We start from the raw sequence: 20,736 nt of genomic DNA, 5'->3' as shown, positions 1-20,736 counted from the left end.
TTTTCATCCAATAAAGGACTATGAGAGGTGAACATGACTAACACCGTGATCAAGCGCAGCCAGTTGTTGAAGCTCATCGAACCGGTATTGAACGACATGCCGGCCGGCGCCTTGCGCCACGCTCTGTTCGAAGCCTTCTGGGCTCAGGAAGACGCGCTGGTGGATATCGAAGACGCTTTTGCGCGACTCACCTCGCGTCGGCATTCGCCGGCGGTACTGCGCAAGTTCTTCGCCAGTTGGTCCAAGACCAATAATTCGGCGGCCAGTGTGTCCGGCCTGGCCAACCGCATTACATTGCTGGCGCGCTCCGATGAAGGCTCCGCCGCCGCCGCGCAGTTGTACCGCGCCTGCGGCAGCCTGCAACGCATCACCGATGAAGATCTGGGCGCGTTGGGTAATACCTTGCACGCGGACCTGTTCTACACCATGGCCACCGCGCTGTGCGGTGATGACCAGTGGATATTGAAGGACAATTGCCTGCCCTCGGCGCAGGCGTTCAAAGACTGGACCGACACCCGCCGCCTGCGTGATCGCGACCTGTTGCAGGGGTTGCTGACCACGTTGATCCACGAGGTGTACACCCACGGCGAAGTGGAATTCATCCACCCGTTGTACTCGCAGTGGTTCGTGCGGGACATGGGCGTGCCTCCGGAGAAATCCCGGGCGACGGTGGCCTGGGTCACGGTGCACACCGGCGGTACCGAGAGCAACCATTTCGCCCATGCGGTGGCGGCGGTGAATGAGTTCACCACTGCCATGCAGATTGAAGTGGACCCCGCCACGGCGCGCGACATTTTTGCTCAATACCTGCAGCGTAAAGCCAGTGTGATGAGCGACTGTGCGCAGTTGCTGGGTTAACCCGGCCTTTTTGCCTGAGAGCCTCTGACCCAGATGAACACCCTGAAGCAGGCCGCAACGCCATCGTTGTCGCCGCCGGACCCGGTCAGCGTGCGTCGCCGCGCTCTGGTGGCAGGCTGCGGCGCGCATGCCGTGCACGATGGGCTGACCGATGTGATTTATGTGCTGTTGCCGATCTGGCAAGCGCAGTTCGGCCTCAGCTACGCCCAGATCGGCCTGTTGCGTGGTGCTTACGCGGGCATGATGGCCGGTTTTCAGTTACTGGCCAGCCGTGCTGCCGCACGCTGGGGGCGTGAACGCTTGCTGGTAGGTGGCACTGCGTTGGCGGGCCTGGCCTACCTGCTGGCCGGCCAGGCTGGCGGGCTGGGCGTGTTGCTGTTGGCGCTGCTGCTGGGCGGGCTCGGCGCGAGTACGCAGCACCCGCTGGCCTCGTCGTTGATCACCGATACGCACGAGGCCGGAGGGGGCGTCAAACAAGCGCTGTCGCAGTACAACTTCAGCGGCGATATCGGCAAGACCCTGATCCCGGGGTTGATCGGGCTGTTGCTGGCGGTCATCAGTTGGCGCGCCAGTGTCACCCTGCTGGGTGTACTCGGGCTGCTGGCGGCAGGCCTGTTGTGGTGGCTGATCCCGGCACGCGCCGAGGCTTCGGCGGCGCCGGTGAAAGCCGCCCGTACGAGCGCCGGCGCCGGCTCTGCGAGCGGCCTGCGTGCGCTGATCGTGACCGGCACGCTGGACAGCGCCGTGCGCATGGGTTTCCTCACGTTCCTGCCGTTTTTGCTCAAGGCCAAGGGCGCCGGGCCTGCGGGCATCGGCCTGGCGCTGACGATGCTGTTCGTGGGCGGCGCCTTCGGCAAATTGCTGTGCGGTTACCTCGGTGCGCGCATCGGCATGATGAAAACGGTATGGGCCACGGAGTTCACCACGGCTGTGCTGATCGTCATGGCGGTCTACTTGCCCTACGCCGGCTTGATGGTGATGTTGCCGCTGCTGGGGCTGGCGCTGAACGGCACGTCGTCGGTGCTGTACGGCGCAGTCCCGGACTTGGCAGGGCCGGGCAGGCGCGACCAGGCGTTCGCCGTGTTCTACACCGGCACCATCGGTGGCGGCGCCTTGGCGCCGGTGCTGTTCGGCAGCCTTGGGGATGCCACCGGTGTGCCCATGGCCGTCCTGTTGCTGGCCGCCACCCTGTTGCTGACCTTGCCGCTGTCCTGGCGGGTTCAGCAAGGGCTGGAGGCCCAAGCCCGGTAGGGCGAACGAATTTTTCAGCGTGTTCTGGCAGGTATAACAATGAATAACAGTGAACCGTCTGCCGTGTCATTGCCGTTGTCCCAGCGTGCGCAACGTCTCAGCGCCCCCGGCACGTCCAGCATGCGCAGTAAAGCCAATGCCTTGAAAGAAGCCGGCATCAACGTGGTCAACTTTGCCGCTGGCGAATTGTCCATCGATGCCTGCCCGGTGATGAAAGCCGCCGCGACCGATGCGCTCGCCACTGCCCGCAACCGGTATACGCCGCCCATCGGCCTGCCCCAGCTTCGCCACGCGCTGGCGCAGCAGGTCACTCAGCGCTGCGGGGTGAATTACGCCACCGATGAAATAGCGGTGACCGCGGGTGCCAAGCAGGCGCTGTACAACGCTGCAATGGTGCTGCTCAATCCGGGGGATGAAGTCATCGTCGCGGTGCCGTACTGGGAAACCTTCCCCACCCAGATCCAACTGGCCGGCGGCGTCCCCGTCTATGTCGACACGGCTGCGGATGACTATCGCCTCACCTGCGCAGCGGTCCAGAAGGCCCTGACCCCGCGCACCCGGATGATTGTGATCAACACCCCGAACAATCCGACGGGCACGGTTTATCAGCGCGAAGAACTGCTGGGTATTGCCCGGCTCGCCTTCGCACACAGGCTTTGGGTGGTGTTCGACGAGTGTTACCGCAAACTGGTGCGCGCGCCCCATGAACATCACAACATCGTGTCGCTGTTTGCGCCGCTCAAACATCAGACGGTACTGGTCGATTCGTTTTCCAAGAGCCACGCGGTCACCGGCTGGCGGGTAGGGTATGCGTGCGCGCCCGCCCCAGTCATCGCCGCCATGCACAACCTGCAAGGGCATACGACTTCCAACCCGAGCAGCCTGTCCCAATATGCCGCGCTCGGCAGCCTGATGGCGGACGCGCCGCACTTTACCCGCCAGGTCAATGCCTTCCTCGACCAGCAATTGCTCGCGGCCTGCACTTGCCTGGGGCATGTCGACGGCATTCGGTGCGCCCCGCCGGAAGGGGCGTTCTATCTGTTTATCGATGTGTCCCGCAAGTTGGGGGGTCGCTACCTGGGCACCGTTATTCGTGACGTCGACCACTTGGCCGATCTGTTATTGACCGAGGCCCATATTGCGGTAGTGCCAGGCTCTGGCTGTGGTGACGGCAACAGCATCCGTATCTCCTACGCCGTTGAGCGTGAAGCGCTGATTGAGGGCCTCACACGCTTCGCTCGTTTCATGTCAGAAATCGTTGCGCATTAACCCCACCTTAAAAGGATATGAGCCGTGGAAAATCTGAGCCGCCAATTTATCGGGTACGTGAACCAGGCGCTGGTGGATGTCGAGGACGGACATCTGGCCCAGGCCCTGCTCAGCGGTTTCAACAGTCAAACCGACGCGCTGGACACGTACTGCGAGACCTATGTCGACATGACCTCCAGTAATTGGAGCGAGTCGTCACTGTGTACGTTCTTCTGTGGCTGGCGTAGCCCGGACGGCGCCGCCCATGCCGTCTCGAGCATCATCGTGCGCATCCTCCAGGAGTCGGCATCGTTGACGGATGACGCCCGGTTGAAAATGCTCGAGGCGGCGGCCCATTGTGGGGAGATCATTGTCGAGGACATCGGGCTGGGTGAAATGCATGGGCATCCGCACCACTCCAAGCTGTATTACCGCATGGCTTCGGCCATCTGCGGCTCCGATGAATGGCGCCTGCAAGACAAATTCCTCAACCCGATTACCAAGGAATTCTCCGGCTGGGTGGGGGAAAAGCGCCCGTTGGCGCCGCTGCTCATCGAAGCGCTGGAAATGATGGCCATGACGGAGTTGTTCAATACCGGCGAATACAACCTGATGACCCCGCTATGGAAACAGTGGTTGCGCGATGTACGGGGCTATAGCGCCGGTGAGGCCAGCCGCGTCGCAAGTTTTCTCAGTGTGCATTGCGGCAGCGTGGAAGCACGCCACTTCAAGCATGCCGCTGAGGCGTTGCGGCTGTATGCCAGCGCCACCGGGCAGGCCGTGGATTACGCGCGTATCGCACGGCTCTCCAAGGAGTACGTGGCCAGGGCCTGCGAACATCTGCAAAAGATGGCGTCGGTGCTCAAGTGCGAACAGCCCGCCTGGGATTGAGGCTGTTCGATAACCCTTGTTGTGCCGCTGATAAGGAGCCTGAACCCTATGATGGATACCGAAGCGCGCCGACGCCCTCTGTCGGCGCTATTGGATAGCAACCGTTGCCTGCGTGTACTCGAAGCCCATAGCCCGATATCGGCGTTGCTCGCGCAACGCGCCAGGCTGGAGATCAGCCCCGGGCATACGGTGGGGTACGACGCCATCTGGTCGAGTTCGCTGACCGACTCGACCCAGCGCGGGTTACCCGACATCGAAATTCTTTCGCCCAGTAACCGATTGCCGGGGATTCGCGAAATATTCGACGTGTGCTCGCTGCCGCTGATCTTCGATGCCGATACCGGCGGCAAGGCCGAACATTTCGCGATTCATATCAAGATGCTGGAGCGTGCGGGCGTCTCGGCGGTGGTGATCGAAGACAAATGCGGCCTGAAGAAGAACTCACTCTTGGGCATCGAGGTCGACCAGGCGCAGGAGTCCATCGAGGCCTTTTGCGCCAAGCTCCAGGCCGGGTGCACGAGTCGCACCGGCTCAGGGCTGATGATGATTGCCCGGTGTGAAAGCTTGATTCTGAATCGCGGCATGGAAGAGGCGATGGCGCGATGCCTGGCGTATGTCGAGGCGGGGGCGGATGGCATCATGATCCACAGCCGCAAGCAGGATGGCCTGGAAATCCTGGAATTCGCCCGGCAGTTTCGCCTGCAGCGGCCCAGGGTACCGCTGATTTGCGTGCCGACCAGCTATGTTCACCTGAAGTTCGAGGTGCTGGAGCGAGCAGGTTTCAACGCGGTGATTTATGCCAATCACATGTTGCGCAGTGCCTACCTGGCCATGCGCGATACCGCCGTCGGAATCCTCGCCAATGGCAGGACGCTGGAACTGGAGCCACGTTGCCTGGGCATTGACGAGATACTCGACCTGGTGCCGGGCACGCGCTAGCGCCCTGCGCCAGGCTGTGGGCAAATGCTGTGGGAGCGGGCTTGCTCGCGAAAGCGGTGGGTCAGTCGCTGCATCTGTCACTGCACCGCCGCCNCACATGACCGGTGTACTCGATCAAATGTGGGAGCTGGCTTGCCTGCGATGGCGGCCTACCTGTTGGTGCGAAATTCAGAGTGAAATCCCCATTTAAGGGCAGAAAACGTAGGTTATTTATACTTATTGCACCATTTAATTTCACAAAAGCGACATTTTGCCCTGTCACGGTGCGAAACGAATTGATAAAGTCCGGCTCATTCTCTGTTTAACAACAATCAATTTGCCGAGACTTTTCATGACCGAATCCGTCGATTCCTTCCTTGCCCGCCTCAAGAAACGCGACCCGGACCAACCGGAATTCCACCAGGCTGTAGAAGAAGTCTTGCGCAGCCTGTGGTCCTTTCTTGAAGCCAACCCGCACTATCTGAACTCGGGCATTCTGGAACGCATTTGCGAGCCGGAACGCGCGATCACGTTCCGGGTGTCGTGGGTGGATGACCATGGCAAGGTCCAGGTCAATCGCGGTTTCCGTATCCAGATGAACAGCGCCATTGGGCCCTACAAAGGTGGCTTGCGCTTCCACCCTTCGGTCAACCTGGGTGTGCTGAAATTCCTCGCCTTCGAACAGATTTTCAAGAACTCCCTGACCTCGCTGCCCATGGGCGGCGGCAAAGGCGGCTCGGACTTCGACCCCAAGGGCAAGAGCGACGCCGAAGTGATGCGCTTCTGCCAGGCGTTCATGAGCGAGCTGTACCGCCATATCGGTGCGGACGTGGACGTACCGGCCGGTGATATCGGTGTGGGCGCGCGGGAAATCGGCTTCCTGTTCGGCCAGTACAAACGCCTGAGTAACCAATTCACCTCAGTGCTGACCGGCAAGGGCATGACCTACGGCGGCAGCTTGATCCGCCCGGAAGCCACCGGTTTCGGCTGTGTGTATTTCGCCGAGGAAATGCTCAAACGCCAAGGTCAGCGGGTTGAAGGCAAGCGTGTGGCCGTGTCCGGCTCCGGTAACGTGGCGCAATACGCGGCGCGCAAGGTCATGGACCTGGGCGGCAAGGTGATTTCCCTGTCGGACTCCGAAGGCACCCTGTACGCCGAAAGCGGCTTGACCGAAGAACAATGGTCGGCCCTGCTGGAGCTGAAAAACGTACAGCGCGGGCGTATCAGTGAACTGGCCACACGTTTCGGCCTGGAGTTCCGCAAAGGCCAGGCGCCTTGGGAACTAGCCTGCGATATCGCGCTGCCGTGCGCCACCCAGAACGAACTTGATGCCGACGCTGCGCGCACCTTGCTGCGCAACGGCTGCCTCTGCGTGGCCGAAGGCGCGAACATGCCGACCACGTTGGAGGCTGTGGATATCTTCATCGACGCGGGCATCCTGTTTGCGCCGGGCAAGGCGTCCAACGCGGGGGGCGTTGCGGTGAGCGGCCTGGAAATGTCGCAAAACGCCATGCGCCTGCTGTGGACCGCCGGGGAAGTGGACAGCAAGCTGCACAACATCATGCAGTCGATCCACCATGCCTGCGTGCATTACGGTGAAGAAAACGGCCGTATCAACTACGTCAAGGGCGCGAACATCGCGGGCTTCGTGAAAGTGGCTGACGCGATGCTGGCCCAGGGTATCGTCTAGGCCTCGGCTTCGATGCGCAGCACTTCGATCAACTGATCGCCGACGGGGCGCTGCCACAGCACCTCGTCGCCCACCTGGACGCCCAACAAGGCACGGCCCAGGGGCGAGCCCCAGTTGATCAAGCCTGCGTTGGCATCGGCCTGGTCTTCACCGACCAACTGGATGCGCTGCTGTTCGTCCTGCTCGTTGACGAACGTAACCCAACTGCCGATCTGTACCTTGTCGGTGGACGTGGCCGGCGCGACTACCTGAGCACTTTGCACCCGCTGGTTGAAGTAACGCAGGTCCCGCTCAAGGTCAGCCTGACGCTGTTTATCAGCCTGTTCGCCCTTGGCGGCTTCGTCGCTGTGCTCCCCTTGCAACTGTGCCACCCTGGCCTGCAACTGCGCCAACCCTTGCGCGGTCAGGCGGTTAGGTTGCGCGCTGACCTGACGCTCCACCGGCTGATCAGCCTGGGCCGCCGCGTTATCTTCATTTACAAAAGCTCGGCTCATGGCGTTCTCCTTCCTATGAAGGTTGGGCCACGTTCGCTGCCTGATCGTTCCCACCGGCGCTGATCGTTCCCACGCTCCGCGTGGGAATGCATCCTGTGACGCTCCGCGTCACGACCTCGCGAGCGGACGCGGAGCGTCCAGGGCGGCATTCCCACGCGGAGCGTGGGAATGATCAGCGTGAGCGATAGGCTTTGGCGGCGTCACGATCTTTTTCCTGCTGCCAATCGCGCTCGCGGTCGTCCCTGCGGTTTTCCTCGTAATCGCGCAGTTCCTGGCTCTCGCGCATGGCCTTGCACTGGCGAAACCCATCTTCCCAACCTTCGGCGTATGGCCGGTCTTTGAGGTAACGCGGCACATTCTTGCGAAACGTCCCGGTAATCACCCCAGCGGCCTGGCGACCGCTGCTGCAACCGTCGTCGAAGCCATCGGCGAAGGCGGGTGGGTAACCTTTGGCCAGCAATTCCTGATGGGTTGACTGGCAACCCGACAACCCCACCACCGCGCACAGCATGACCGCATACCGCCACATGGCGTACTCCCTGGCCGGTTAACGGCTGATAAGGAGAGTCTAGAAGGGGATTTGTCAGCTGTATGTGAAAGGGGTGTCAGAGGGATGTGCCGGACTTAACTGTAGGAGCGAGCGCTTGAGTCAATAGTGGTACCACTTCAGCTCAAGCATCACTTCATTGACTGGCGTGGACAGGTGGCTGAACTCACGCTGGGCACTCAGGCGCAGGCCCAGGTTGCGCGACAGTTCCCACTGCTGGTTGAGGCTGATGCTGCGCCGCACCTCGCCGTTGGTGAAGAAATCACCCTTGGCTTCCAGGCTCAGGTTGCCCAACGGGTTTTTCCACAGCACGCCGGTGTTGAAGCCAGCGGCCGGGGAGATGGCTTCGCTGAAGTCGTTGTTGTGCTCCACGCGCACGGTGCCGAGGGCGAAGCCGAGCATGTCGTCGGAGAGTTGCCAGGTGCCACCGGCGCCGCCGTTGACGTGGGCGACCAGGGTTTCGTCGTCGTGTTTGCCCGGCACCCGCTCCAGGCCGCCGGTGACTTGCCACGACCAAGGTTGCAGCAGCGCATTGCGTGGCGTCAGCGAGCGGATGGTGGCCAGGTCCAGTTGCTGGAGCTGCCAGTGATTGCCCTCGTACTGGCGCAATTTCATTTGCAGGATTTCGATTTGCGCGCCCAGGGGGAAGCCTTCGGCGTTGTCGTTGAGGTCGTGGTAGGCCATGCGCAGGCCGTATTCGCCGAAGGCTTTGTCGCCACGGGTGCCGATGCCGGCTTGCCAGGTGCGCGACTCGTGGCCGTTTTCCGGCAGGCCAGGCGGGGTGATTTTCAGGTCTGGTGCCGGGTTCTGGTTGATCGCGCGCAGCAGTTCGAAGCTGCGCTGGGAGCGTGTCGCGTCGCGCTCCAGGCCATTGGCGCGGTAGCGGCCCAGGCGGTAAGCAGCATCCACGATCAGTGCCTGGCGCTCGCGGGGCAGTGCTTTGAATGCCGGTTCCTGCAGTTGCTTTTGGTCGTCGCTGATTTTCAGCACCCACTGTTGCTCATCGCTATCGAGTGGCTTGGCGCGTTCCAGCAGTTCACGTTCACGGGAGGGGCGATAGTCGATCTTTTCCACCAGGCCTGCATCTTTTACCGCTTTGACGGTATCGGTAGGGATCGCGGTGAGTGGGAATTGCTCAGTCAAGCGCAGGCCAGGGCGGGCCACTTGCAGCAGTTCGAGCAGGCGGTAGGAGCAGTTTTCGTCGAAGAAGAAGTAATCAAACTGGATCTGCTTGAGCTCCCACACGTGCTCGACCATACGCTTGGTCTCGACCTCGGTGAGGTTCAAGCGGTATTCCCACAAATCGCGGTTTTCGAGGCTGCGGTATTCCGAGAGTTTCTCCTGATAGGGCACCAGGGCGAACAGGCCCGGATAACCGCCCATCAAGCCCTTCCAGGCATAGAGGATGCTGTTGTCGGAGCCTTCGATATAGGCACCGAAGTTGATCGCATAGCTGAGCAGGGCGGTGTTGTTGCTTTGCACGTCAGCCTGGTCGATGCGCAGCAGGGTGTGGCCGAACATCGACGACGGGCTGTTGAGGTAGGCCGCCGGGAAGATCATCACTGCGCTATGGGGCGCGACGTCCTTGAACCACTGGGTGAACTCTTTGCACTCCAGGGCGGGCAGGTCGTTCAGTTGCAACTGCGCCTTGAGCCAGCGGGTGCGTGCGGGGTAAACGCACTGGGCGTGCTTTTCACCCAGGCTGGCCGGTGCATACAGTGCATCAACGGTGGCCTTGAGTTCGGCGTCCGGATGGTGTGCGCCATCGGGAGCGATGAAGAATTTCTTGTCGCTGACATAGCTGCGCCAGCCACTGACTTTGCCGGCTTCGTAGTGCCCCAGCGACAGCCAGAATGGATCATTGGCCAGTTGCTGCAAACGTTGATCGTCGAGGTGCGGTGCCGCATGCAGCGGGGCGCAGGCGAAGAGAGCCAGGCAAGCGAGGCGTTTGAGCATGGGGGCTACTTAAGTCGGACGGAAAAAAAGACCCAAGGTGGGCGGGTCGAAAAAATAAAACCCGCGCCTCGAAAGGCGCGGGCAGGTCGAGCTTAAGCCTGGGTTGCGTATTTCGCCAGACGGGCATCGCTTTTCAGTACAGCAATGGTGTTGTTGTGCACGTCGTCAGCGGTCACGTCAGCCTTGCTGAAGATCTGCTGGAAGTGCTCGTGGGTCACGGCCGCGAAGTGATCGCGATCTTCCGGCGCAACACCCAGTACCACCGCGTAGGTGGTCAGCGCTTCGCCGTTGCCTTTGGCCATGTCTTCGGACAGCTCGTTCATCATGCCATTCATGGCAATCCAGGACTTGCCGCCGTAGGTCAGGGCGCTGTTGGTGCTGCAACCGTTGGTGCCCGAGGTCATGCCGAAGGTGGCGTTACCCGAAGTACCGTTGGTGGTGGAGGCGAGGAAGTGGGCCGGAGTACCGCGCTGGCCTTCGAACAACATGTTGCCCCAACCGCAGTTCGGGCCACCTGGTGCTTCTGCCATTGCATTGAGGGAGACGACGGTGAAGAGAGTACCAAGAAGGATCCGTTTCATAGCTTTGTTCTCTTTGTGTGCAAACCAATGGACAAGGGTTCAGGTGCTGAACGCACCCTAGGGGCCAGTTATTAGTCCAACCCGCGCAGTTTGGAGTTTAGGCACGTTCCCAGGGTTCCGTGTTTTTTTATAAACATTCAGTGGCGGGCGATTTTTTTGCAGGACGCATGCGATGGCTATGCTTTCCCGAAAGCGCGCCTTGCCAGAGCGCTCAACCGGGAGCCAGAATGCCCCATCTGCCCCGCCTGATGTAAGGAAGCCCGATGCCTGATCCTGTTGCTGCCAGCTTGCGTCTAGCGCCCGAAGCGCTGACTCGCCCTTTCTCCGCTGAACAGTTCAGCTTCTCGACCACCAATGATTTGGAGCCCTTTCGCGGTGTGCTTGGCCAGGAACGTGCGGTTGAAGCCTTGCAGTTCGGCGTGGCCATGCCACGCCCCGGTTACAACGTGTTTGTCATGGGCGAGCCGGGCACCGGCCGCTTTTCGTTCGTCAAACGCTACCTGAAAGCCGAAGGCAAGCGCCTGCAAACCCCGGCGGACTGGGTTTATGTAAATAATTTCGATGAGCCCCGCGAGCCCCGCGCCCTGGAATTGCCAGGTGGCGCCGCCGCGGCGTTTATTGCCGATATCAACGGCCTGGTCGATAACCTGGTCGCCACCTTCCCGGCGGTGTTCGAGCACCCGACTTATCAACAGCGTAAAAGCGCCATCGACCGGGCGTTCAACCAGCGCTACGACAAAGCGCTGGACGTGATCGAGCGCCTGGCCCTGGAAAAAGACGTGGCGCTGTACCGCGACAGCTCCAATATCGCCTTTACGCCGATGCTCGACGGCAAGGCGCTGGACGAAGCCGAGTTTTCGCAACTGCCGGAAGTCGATCGCGAGCGCTTCCACACCGATATCTCCGAGCTGGAAGAACGCCTCAACGAAGAACTGGCCAGCCTGCCGCAGTGGAAGCGTGAGTCCAACAACCAGCTGCGCCAGTTCAACGAAGAAACCATCACCCTGGCCCTGCAGCCTTTGCTGGCGCCCTTGTCGGAAAAATACGCAGAAAATGCCGGCGTCTGTGGCTACCTGCAGGCCATGCAGGTGTACCTGCTCAAAACCGTGGTCGAGCAGTTGGTGGACGACGCCAAGACCGACGCCCAGGCGCGCAAGCTGCTCGAAGAGCAGTACTGCCCGAGCCTGGTAGTGGGGCACTCGGTCAACGGTGGCGCGCCGGTGGTGTTTGAACCGCACCCGACCTACGACAACCTGTTCGGCCGTATCGAATACAGCACCGACCAGGGCGCGCTCTACACCACCTATCGCCAGTTGCGTCCCGGCGCGTTGCACCGCGCCAACGGCGGTTTCCTGATCCTGGAAGCCGAAAAAATGCTCAGCGAGCCGTTTGTGTGGGATGCGCTCAAACGCTCCCTGCAATCGCGCAAGCTTAAGATGGAATCGCCCCTGGGCGAACTCGGCCGCCTGGCCACCGTGACCCTCAACCCGCAGATGATTCCCTTGCAGGTCAAGGTGATCATCATCGGCTCGCGCCAGTTGTATTACGCCTTGCAAGACGCCGACCCGGACTTCCAGGAGATGTTCCGCGTACTGGTGGACTTCGACGAAGACATCCCCATGGTCGACGAGAGCCTGGAGCAGTTCGCCCAGTTGCTCAAAACCCGTACTTCGGAAGAAGGCATGGCGCCGCTGACCTCGGATGCGGTCGCGCGCCTGGCGACTTACAGCGCACGCCTGGCCGAACATCAGGGCCGTTTGTCGGCGCGTATTGGCGACCTGTTCCAGTTGGTCAGCGAGGCGGACTTTATTCGCCACCTGGCCGGCGACGAAATGACCGATGCCGGGCATATCGAGCGCGCCCTCAAGGCCAAGGCCACGCGCACCGGCCGCGTGTCGGCGCGGATTCTCGACGACATGCTCGCTGGCGTCATCCTGATCGACACCGCCGGCGCGGCTGTGGGCAAGTGCAACGGCTTGACGGTGCTGGAGGTCGGCGACTCGGCATTCGGCGTGCCGGCGCGGATTTCCGCCACGGTATACCCGGGCGGTAGCGGTATTGTCGACATCGAACGCGAAGTTAACCTCGGCCAGCCGATTCACTCTAAGGGCGTGATGATCCTCACCGGTTACCTGGGCAGCCGTTATGCCCAGGAATTCCCGCTGGCCATCTCCGCCAGTATTGCCCTGGAGCAGTCCTACGGGTATGTGGACGGCGACAGTGCGTCCCTGGGCGAGGCCTGCACCTTGATCTCGGCCTTGTCGAAGACGCCACTCAAGCAGTGCTTTGCGATCACCGGCTCGATCAACCAGTTTGGTGAAGTGCAGGCGGTGGGCGGGGTCAACGAGAAGATCGAAGGCTTCTTCCGCCTTTGCGAAGCTCGCGGGCTGACCGGTGAGCAGGGTGCGATCATCCCTCAGGCCAACGTGGCCACGCTGATGCTCGACGAGAAGGTGTTGCAGGCCGTGCGTGCCGGGCAATTTCACATCTATGCAGTGCGCCAGGCGGATGAGGCCTTGAGCCTGCTGGTGGGCGAAGATGCCGGTGAGCCGGACGCCGAGGGGCAGTTTCCGGAAGGCACCGTGAATGCGCGGGTGGTGGAGCGCTTGCGGGCGATTGCCGAGATGATCAGTGAGGAAGATTTGAAGGAGGCGGAGAAGGAGCTGGCGCAGCAGACGTTGGCGGAAGCGAAGCCAACCTGATTGCTGTCATCACTCGGTCAAGGTGGGAGCTGGCTTGCCTGCGATAGCGGTGTATCAGTCGACTGGGAGGTTGGCTGTGAGTCTGNCATCGCAGGCAAGCCAGCTCCCACACTGGTCCGTGGTGTTTTTGGGAACGTTTAGCGTGCCACAAAATTGACTCCACCCTCAGGGACCAACGCCCGTTGGTCCCTACAACCTTGGTTTGTCGCGTTTTTATTCTATTCTCAGAGTCAGGGATATCCACAGGAGTCGCAGGATAGAAACAGCTTCGCCTTGCGCTGGGGCTGAACACCGATCTACCGAGGGGCGCCGCCATGTCGCGCAACCTTTGCCTTACTCGCCAGTGCCTGGGCCTGGTCACCCGTATCGAATGCTCCATTCGCCCTCTCGCCGGGGATAACGGGATGTGGACGCTATTGTTTGCCGCCGGCATGTCGGGCGAGCAGCCTTCCACTGTCAAATCCCAGGGCCCGTTCCATGGGCCCTTCGTGGCAGAACGCATGCTGGGCACCATCGTTGATAGCCTGACCTTGCACGGCTACGAGCAAATGGACGAGCCGCAGATATGGTGCCTGCACCTGCAGGCTCATCTGCGCCAACTCAATGGCGGCCAGGAGCGACTAGCCCTCTGAGGATCGTTCCCACGCTCCGCGTGGTAACGCCGCCCCGGACGCTCCGCGTCCACCCAGGGCTATTTGCTCTCAGGCTTGTCCAGCTTCACCTCAAAACCGTACTGCACGGTGCTGAGGTCGGTGCGCTGGTAACTTTCCAGCGTGGTCGGCTGGCCGTAGAAGTAATGCACGTCAAACATCGCCGTGCCGTATTCCTCGGCACGGTGGCTGACGCCGAGGATCTCCTTGAGGTAATTGCCGCTGGCATCCTTGGCGTAGAAGCGCCAGCTGTCGGCGGGGAAGTCCTTCTGGTCGACGATCAGCGCGTTGTCCTTGAGCGACAGGCCCTTGGGCAGCTTGGCGGCGTCAATCGTGGCCTTCTCGATGGTGGCCAAAAACAACGGTACCGAGCCCACCACAAACGCCGGTGTTTCCGGGAACAGGTTGAGGTCGTAGGTGAGCGTGCCGCTGACTGCATTCAGCTCGAACGCTTCGGTCGGCAGCTCGATAGGCTCGCCCCGTTCGCCCTTGTCATCGGCGGTGAAAAAAGTGATAGGCGCGTCACTGTTGTTGCGCTCGGCACCGACCAGGTCGTCATTGAAGGTGAACGGGTGGTCGAACACGATTTTTGCGGCACTGGCGTCTTCGGTTGATTGGCTGATGGTGACGCTGTTTTTCAGTTGGTCCTCCGTCATCGAGGCATCTTTGAGCCAACTGGCGGCGCCGTCGTCATACACCGTGACCGGCATTGGCAGGGGCTGTACGGTGTTTTGCAGGCTGTTCCTGTCAAAGCGCATCACCGGCAGGTCCAGGTCTTTACGGGTGACCGTGGCCTTGGAGAAATCCAGCACATTCACCTGCAGGTTATCGATCAGCCCGTTGAAATACACCTTGGCGTAATGGCTGGTCTGCTGGCGCTCGAAGGCTTTTTGCGCGTCGGTGAGCTGTTTATCGAAGGCATCGGACCACGCGGTCTGTTTTTGCATCTCGGCCAGTTGTTTTTCATAGAACGCCACTTGCGCGGCACTCTCGTTGATCGAGCCTGAGCGGGTCAGAAACTGCCCGGTGCTGTCCCGTGCCTGCACCAGCAGCGGATTGGGTGACGCATCGCCCACTTCGGCGGCCAGGGGCTGGCTGTTGGTCAGTTCGATCTCGGCGTAGTTCTTTTCCAGCGTCAGCAGGTTGAGGGTGATGTTGCCGTCGGTGCGTTTATGGCCCACGTCTTGTTTGGTCAGGTCGAACGTCAGCACCTTGCCCGGGGTGATCACCTCCACCGCGCCCTTAAGGCTGATGGGTTGTGGCTGGCTCTTGTTTTCCGTCTCGATCCCTTCAATAAACGGGTAGGTCACCGTCAGGTCGTCGGGGTTGGTCAGGTTGGAGCTGCTGGGGCTCAGTTGGATGCCGGGGTCGGTTTCTGACCATTCCGGCTGGAAGGGAATGACTTTATTGTTGCTCAGGGTGACCGACTGCCATTCCAGGCCATGGGGGAACGGGAACTGGTCCGGGGCGTTGAAGTTGAACGGGAAGACCGGCTGCAAATCCGTCAGGTAGTCGGAGTGCGAGGTTTTGCGCAGGACGAACAGGCCATTGATGTAGGTGTCCACCAGCGCTTGGGGCGTAGGGTAATGCTTGAGCAGGGCCAGGCTATCTTCGCCGTACTCGGCTTCGATGGGCTTGCTGGCGAGCTTGACGCGTGCACGCTCCAGCAACAGCAGCGAGCCGCCCAGGTCCGCAATGGCATCGCGCAGCTTGGGGTCCTGAATACTGTCCAGGGACTGTTCGAACTTCGTGGTTTTCTCTTCGAGGGTCGCCTGCTTCTGCTCTTCTTTGGGGGAGCAGCCGCTGGCCATCAGCAACGCCGCGCACAGGCCGAAAGTGGCCAAAGGGGATCGCACATCCATCATCTGAGTTTTCCTGTCCGACATCATCGAGCCGAGTGAATGGCCTCGACACTAGCAGAAAAATTCTCTTACAGATGCCACTTGGGTCAGTTTTCTCGCGGTGACAGGGGCCGGGTGGCGGCTGGTATACTCGGCGCCATTTTTAGCCAAGCTGTGTGAGATTCAATGGAACGCTTTATCGAAAATACAATGTACGCCTCGCGTTGGCTGCTGGCGCCGATCTACCTGGGGCTGTCCTTGGGCCTGCTGGTCCTGGCGTTGAAATTCTTCCAGGAAATCATTCACGTGATTCCCAACATCTTCACCATGTTGGAAGCCGAAGTGATCCTGCTGCTGCTGTCGTTGATCGACATGGCCCTGGTGGGCGGCTTGCTGGTGATGGTGATGATTTCCGGCTACGAGAACTTCGTCTCGCAGCTGGATATCGATGAAAACAAGGAAAAGCTCAACTGGCTGGGCACCATGGACTCGTCGTCGCTGAAGATGAAAGTGGCGGCCTCCATCGTGGCGATTTCCTCCATCCACCTGCTGCGCATCTTCATGGACGCCAAGAACGTCGATCCACAGCACCTGATGTGGTACGTGATCATCCACATGACCTTCGTGGTCTCGGCGTTCGCCATGGGCTACCTGGACAAACTCACCAAGCATTGATACCCCGCGCTGGCCTTACTGCTCCACGAAGTAATAAGGCTGGCGGTTGACTGCCATTTGCTTGATCACCGTAACCTTCTCGTTCAGCCGGTCGGTGTGGTCTGTCAATGCAACGTTGCCGGGCTTGGCGCTGAGGAAGGCGCGCAGTTCGGCTTCGGTGTTCAGGATCGGCAAGTAGGCCTGCAGGTAGAAGACGCTGGCGCCGTCGATGCGCTCGTTGGGTTGATACATCGCTACCGTCCTGCCTTCGTCTTGCAGGGTCTGGATCTGACTGATCACCGGCACGAATGAATGGCGCACATCGGCTTTGGGTGCAAACCAGAACGCCGCGCTCAGGTAGCAGGCGATGGCCAGGCTGAAAACCCCGCCGATGATCTGCCGGTGATAGCGGTACAGCCCCGGCTTATGGTCTTTGGCCCACTCCAGCAGCACCCGCGCATATTCGGCAGCCAGTACAGCCGCGGCTGGCGTCAGCGCCATCAAATACACGGTGCGTTTACTGGAAGCCAGGGTCAGCAGGGTGAACTGCGCCACCAGCCACACACTGAAAAACAGGCGGTAGCGGTTGCGTACCAAGCTTTTGCGGAAGTACCACAGGCCCAGGTACACCAGGATATTCCAGGGCAGGAAGGCCTCGGGCAGTTTGGCGAGGTAATAGTAAAACGGCTCGTAATGCCCGGCCTCTACGAACGAACCGCTGAAGCGCCCGACGCTATTGGTCCATAACACTTCACCCACCGCCTGCATCCCGCCGCGCTGAAACAGAAACCCCAGCCAGATCAGCAGCGGCACCAACGCCAACAGCGTGAACAGCGCCGGCTTGCACCAATCGCCCAGCCGCAGGCGCTTATCCATCAGGCTGGTGCAAAGCAGGTACACAAAAATCACAATGCCCGGCATCGCCAGGCCCAAAACGCCCTTGCTCAACGTGGCGATGACCATCCCTGCGGTAAACAACGCCCAGGCCCAGATACTCGAACCTTCACGCTCGGGCCGTACCGCCTGGTAAAACCCCAGCAGGGCAGCGGTGACACCGAGGCTGAGCAATGAATCCTCACCCACCCCCCGCACATTGCCCCAATAACTGGCCATGGTCGCCAGGATCAGCGCAGCACTGAACGCCAGCGTCTGCGGCCGCCCAAACCGCCGCAGCATCCCGTACAACAGCATCACACTGAACAACCCGGCAAACGCCGACGCCAGGCGCACCGCCCCGGTGCTGGCGCCAAACAGGCGAATCGCACCAGCGTCCAGCCACAGGCTCAGGGGCGGTTTTTCCAGGAAGGGTTCACGAAACAGGCGCGGCACCACCCAGTCATTGTCCAGGTGCATCGCCATGGCGATCCCGGACACCCGCGCTTCGGTAGAGCCTTGCAGCTCGTGGTTGCCGAGGGCGAAGAAGAACAACAGAGCAGCAAGCAAGAGCAGCAGGGGAGCGGGGCGCGTCATGGAGTCTGGCTACCGAGGCATGAGACCGATCGGGCGACCGGTCATGGGTAGTCAGGGAGTATACGAGCGCGATTCTTAACCTTTGGTGAACGGCCGTAGGGTTTTTCTCGGGCGCGTCAGGGCATTTTCAAGCTGGGCACTGCCGCTTTGCCTTGTGCGGTCAGCACCGGCTCCAACTGCTCCCACGTGAAGGCCAAGTCGTTGTCGCAACCGTCACCATTGGCTGGTGTCGAGAGTTGCAGGCCCTGGGTGTTGAAGCTGAGGTGAAAGTTGGAGTAATCGGTGATCGCCGGGCAGCCCTCGTCGGCAGTGGTTTGCTTGGCCAGCCAAGCGCTGAAGGCGGCCGGGAGCTTCAAATGGCCGGAATAGGCGTCATGCCATTGCTGATGGCCGCCGAGCCAGGCCCATGGGTCCACACTCTCGCCGGTTTGCAGGTTCCAGGAGTGCAGGCCCCAACTGATGCCCATGGCGCCTTGGCCTGCGGCCCAGCGGTAGAACCGCACGGTGAGAAATTGCGATGACCAATAGGCAGGCTCAACCTCGATCTCACTGGTATAGACCGAGCCGTTTCGACCCAGGTATTCACGCCGCTCATAAAAATAGTCGGTTAGATCTTCGTCATTGACGGCCAGGGCGGCGAGTTGCTGATTGATCTTCTGCACCGCCGGGCCATCGCCCTCCAGCTTGAGCGTGACGCGGGGGCCTTGGGTCTTGAGCTGGTAGGTGTGGTTGTGGAAAGTCTTCTTCTCGGTCTTGATCGGCAGCGGCGCGGCTTCCATGGGCGCGTTATAGGCATCACTGCCGCAGCCGTCCGTGCCAATGCGGCGCAGGGCCAGTGGCAGCGGCGTGCCGCCATCGGTTTTGCTCCAGGCACCCGAAAGGGTATCGGCCTGAGGTTTTTGCAGGGCCCAGAAACCGGTGTTGCCTTCCTCCACCCAAGGCGCGTTGTCCTTGGCCTGGGTCAGTTGAATCGGGGTACGGATGCGCTGGTAGTAATAACTGCCATGCTCCCCGTCGGCGCCGTTGAAACAGACGGTGATAGCGGACTTGCCCAAAGTACCCTGCCAAACCCCGGCCAGCTCGGCAGCGGTGGCGAATGAAGGGATGAAGGCAAGGGCGATGACGGCGAAGGGCTTGAACACGGGTATCTGACTTCCGGTTGTCTGATAAAGGCCGTCAGGGTAATGGGAAGTGTGAGGGGATGCCAGCGGGCGAGTTGCGCTGAGGCAGCTCGCCCGTTTGCGTGTTTTAGGGCTGTGGCGGATGGGTAGTGAATGGTTGGGTGTTCAAGATTCGTTCTACGAGTAACTCGCCGAGAACGATCAATTGCTGAGCGGCGAGCAACTTGTGGCGGTGCGCGCCTTCAAGTTCGAAAGCCAGGTCGGTGGTCATCGCGTTGAGGGAGGCGAGGGTTTCGCTGGCTTGGATTAGCAGGGTTTCGGGGTGGATGTTTTCGGCGAGGGTGAAGAGGGTGGTTGGGGGATTGGGGGTGATTTTTTTCACGATGAAGCTCCTACACTGTTTAAGGAGCTGCCTCCCCCTGCTGTCAAACAGGATTGGGTGGCAGCTGTACGCGGGTTGACAGACCGGAAGTGTAGGAACCCGGCGCACCCGAAGATGCCCCACGCACAGCCGCCATGAACGGAGCGGAATGCGTAAGCATGCCGTCTTATCACGGGGTGTGAAAGGTTACACTTTTCGGCCTGTCAAAGCCGGACGCTGATCATCAGCGACGCAAAGAAGTTAGCGTTGTGAGGTGGCTTGCGCTAGTTCATCAACAGCGCGGTATCTTGCGGGAAAATTCCGAAGCTCGGCCCCGCACCGCTTCTAGACTCGCCACACAGTGGAAACCACTGAGGTTGAGCTCAGTCCTTGGTTTCCAGGCATGGCTTTTTAACATGCACCCCAGGATCAGCCTCCAAGTTACCCGCAATTGCGATTTCAGTAGCCTCATCGCGTTGATGCTGCATATCTGGTCGTATAGCCCACCAATCCGGACTCATAGTGACATCGGCACCGGTGATGTCCCTGAGCATTTTCACGATGTCGAACGATCGAAGTCCATCTACGTGTTCGCTAAGACTGCTGGTCGTATTGGCCCACATGGGATCTAGAACGAAGTCGATCCCTTTCATCCGGGCCAGCTTTGCTGCTGGTACGAAATCAGCGTCGCCGGCCACCAGAACAATGACGTCAACCAGTCGGTCCATGGCCAGGGTCGTGATATCCATGCCCAGTTTGGTATCTACGCTTTTTTGCTCCACGTTGTAGTGAAAGTCTGCATTGGTGAGCTCGCTCCAAGCCTTGTGGCCATTGAGCAAAGCTTTGAGTGAGTGGGAGTTGAGCCGCCATTCTCCACTTTTGGCTAGCTCGCCGAGCCTGAGCGCTGTTTTCCTGCTGCACCTGAGATTGTCATGAAGGGCACGTCGTAACTGGTAGGGCGGATGGGTATTGAAATTCAAATGTCCTGGCGTTTTGTGGCCTGGTGGTATGAGTGGGAGACGTACCTGATTGGAGGGCGGCGGACAGTCGTAGTAATAGACTCGGTAGAGTTCCCGGCGGGCGGATCGCTCGTCCTCAATGTGAAGCCTGACCAGCTTCCTGATGATCTGCGCCAAATGTTCCGCGTTCGGCAGCAGGCTGTCTCGGAAGTACTTTCGCCCGAAGAACAGCACGCGCTGAAAGAAAAAACCACCATCGATGAGAACGGCTGTTCGCTTCACTCACTTTTCTCCGGGCAAAAAAAAGCTCAGGACTGCTGGGCAGGTTCTAACAATTGCCTGCGCGCTGTACTGAGCTGGTAGATAGTTTTGTTCAGTCGCCGCCTGAGCGTCAAGGACAAGATGGAAGCCATCTTAGAGCTGGGCTCTACCATTGCTGCGACAGTTGAAGGTTATCTGCGACAGGCGGAGTTGGCCAGTTCACCAACAGCGCGACATCTTGCAGGAAAGTTCCGAAGCCCGGCCCTGTTGACCTCCCCGTCGT

The 20,736-nt window shown here is 60.3% G+C and carries 18 protein-coding genes; 9 read left to right on the top strand and 9 right to left on the bottom strand.

What is annotated here, in order from left to right:
- The first annotated feature begins 33 nt into the window (after positions 1–33).
- The 6 genes from ACTJLA_RS05600 to gdhA all read left to right on the top strand — a co-directional run bounded on the left by ACTJLA_RS05600 (position 34) and on the right by gdhA (position 6,856).
- Positions 34–858: a hypothetical protein gene (locus ACTJLA_RS05600; protein ID WP_019818016.1), complete on the top strand. Its 825-nt coding sequence runs from the start codon at positions 34–36 to the stop codon at positions 856–858.
- A gap of 33 nt (positions 859–891) precedes the next feature.
- The gene (locus ACTJLA_RS05595; protein WP_236280402.1) at positions 892–2,109 is read left to right on the top strand and encodes an MFS transporter; all 1,218 of its coding nucleotides are present in this window, start codon (positions 892–894) and stop codon (positions 2,107–2,109) included.
- 39 nt (positions 2,110–2,148) lie between these two features.
- Positions 2,149–3,378: a pyridoxal phosphate-dependent aminotransferase gene (locus ACTJLA_RS05590; protein WP_236280405.1), complete on the top strand. Its 1,230-nt coding sequence runs from the start codon at positions 2,149–2,151 to the stop codon at positions 3,376–3,378.
- Between the two features lie 24 nt (positions 3,379–3,402).
- Positions 3,403–4,248, top strand: a complete 846-nt coding sequence (locus tag ACTJLA_RS05585; RefSeq protein ID WP_198790904.1) for a hypothetical protein — start codon at positions 3,403–3,405, stop codon at positions 4,246–4,248.
- A 48-nt stretch (positions 4,249–4,296) separates the two neighbouring features.
- On the top strand, positions 4,297–5,187 hold the full coding sequence (aepX, locus tag ACTJLA_RS05580) for a phosphoenolpyruvate mutase (RefSeq protein ID WP_072448313.1): 891 nt from the start codon (positions 4,297–4,299) through the stop codon (positions 5,185–5,187).
- A 331-nt stretch (positions 5,188–5,518) separates the two neighbouring features.
- Positions 5,519–6,856 (top strand): NADP-specific glutamate dehydrogenase, encoded by a 1,338-nt coding sequence (gene gdhA / locus ACTJLA_RS05575; RefSeq protein WP_314551430.1) that lies wholly within the window; start codon positions 5,519–5,521, stop codon positions 6,854–6,856.
- Here gdhA and ACTJLA_RS05570 read toward each other — a convergent pair.
- The 4 genes from ACTJLA_RS05570 to ACTJLA_RS05555 all read right to left on the bottom strand — a co-directional run bounded on the left by ACTJLA_RS05570 (position 6,853) and on the right by ACTJLA_RS05555 (position 10,434).
- Positions 6,853–7,350: a GreA/GreB family elongation factor gene (locus ACTJLA_RS05570; protein ID WP_440840779.1), complete on the bottom strand. Its 498-nt coding sequence runs from the start codon at positions 7,348–7,350 to the stop codon at positions 6,853–6,855. The genes gdhA and ACTJLA_RS05570 overlap by 4 nt on opposite strands.
- 172 nt (positions 7,351–7,522) lie before the next feature.
- On the bottom strand, positions 7,523–7,879 hold the full coding sequence (locus ACTJLA_RS05565; protein ID WP_314551435.1) for a hypothetical protein: 357 nt from the start codon (positions 7,877–7,879) through the stop codon (positions 7,523–7,525).
- Between the two features lie 120 nt (positions 7,880–7,999).
- Positions 8,000–9,853, bottom strand: a complete 1,854-nt coding sequence (locus tag ACTJLA_RS05560; RefSeq protein WP_169913697.1) for an Lnb N-terminal periplasmic domain-containing protein — start codon at positions 9,851–9,853, stop codon at positions 8,000–8,002.
- Positions 9,854–9,945: 92 nt separating this feature from the next.
- On the bottom strand, positions 9,946–10,434 hold the full coding sequence (locus tag ACTJLA_RS05555) for a DUF3015 domain-containing protein (protein ID WP_003194274.1): 489 nt from the start codon (positions 10,432–10,434) through the stop codon (positions 9,946–9,948).
- A gap of 263 nt (positions 10,435–10,697) precedes the next feature.
- Here ACTJLA_RS05555 and ACTJLA_RS05550 point away from each other — a divergent pair, with 263 nt between their 5' ends.
- Entirely contained in the window at positions 10,698–13,136 is a 2,439-nt protein-coding gene (locus ACTJLA_RS05550; protein WP_314551540.1) for a Lon protease family protein, read from the top strand.
- Between the two features lie 314 nt (positions 13,137–13,450).
- Entirely contained in the window at positions 13,451–13,768 is a 318-nt protein-coding gene (locus ACTJLA_RS05545; protein WP_003194269.1) for a PA4575 family protein, read from the top strand.
- A gap of 59 nt (positions 13,769–13,827) precedes the next feature.
- On the opposite strand, the gene ACTJLA_RS05540 is transcribed toward ACTJLA_RS05545, so the two are convergent.
- The gene (locus tag ACTJLA_RS05540) at positions 13,828–15,651 is read right to left on the bottom strand and encodes a hypothetical protein (protein ID WP_314551544.1); all 1,824 of its coding nucleotides are present in this window, start codon (positions 15,649–15,651) and stop codon (positions 13,828–13,830) included.
- Positions 15,652–15,813: 162 nt separating this feature from the next.
- Between ACTJLA_RS05540 and ACTJLA_RS05535 the strand changes: the two genes are divergently transcribed.
- Entirely contained in the window at positions 15,814–16,302 is a 489-nt protein-coding gene (locus ACTJLA_RS05535) for a TIGR00645 family protein (protein WP_014719996.1), read from the top strand.
- A 15-nt stretch (positions 16,303–16,317) separates the two neighbouring features.
- Here ACTJLA_RS05535 and ACTJLA_RS05530 read toward each other — a convergent pair whose 3' ends face one another.
- From ACTJLA_RS05530 to ACTJLA_RS05515, 4 genes are all read right to left on the bottom strand, one after another.
- On the bottom strand, positions 16,318–17,751 hold the full coding sequence (locus tag ACTJLA_RS05530; protein WP_054918012.1) for an ArnT family glycosyltransferase: 1,434 nt from the start codon (positions 17,749–17,751) through the stop codon (positions 16,318–16,320).
- Between the two features lie 116 nt (positions 17,752–17,867).
- On the bottom strand, positions 17,868–18,893 hold the full coding sequence (locus tag ACTJLA_RS05525; RefSeq protein ID WP_314551547.1) for a hypothetical protein: 1,026 nt from the start codon (positions 18,891–18,893) through the stop codon (positions 17,868–17,870).
- 106 nt (positions 18,894–18,999) lie between these two features.
- Entirely contained in the window at positions 19,000–19,254 is a 255-nt protein-coding gene (locus ACTJLA_RS05520) for a DUF6124 family protein (RefSeq protein WP_314551548.1), read from the bottom strand.
- A 362-nt stretch (positions 19,255–19,616) separates the two neighbouring features.
- Positions 19,617–20,474, bottom strand: coding sequence for an NYN domain-containing protein (locus ACTJLA_RS05515; RefSeq protein ID WP_313043849.1), 858 nt, complete (start codon positions 20,472–20,474; stop codon positions 19,617–19,619).
- Positions 20,475–20,736: the final 262 nt, after the last annotated feature.

The sequence above is a fragment of the Pseudomonas sp. 22072 genome (assembly GCF_052046095.1).
GTDB classification, from domain to species: domain Bacteria; phylum Pseudomonadota; class Gammaproteobacteria; order Pseudomonadales; family Pseudomonadaceae; genus Aquipseudomonas; species Aquipseudomonas paracarnis.
Note: the sequence above shows the minus strand (reverse complement) of the source record. Positions and strands in the feature narration are given on the sequence as shown.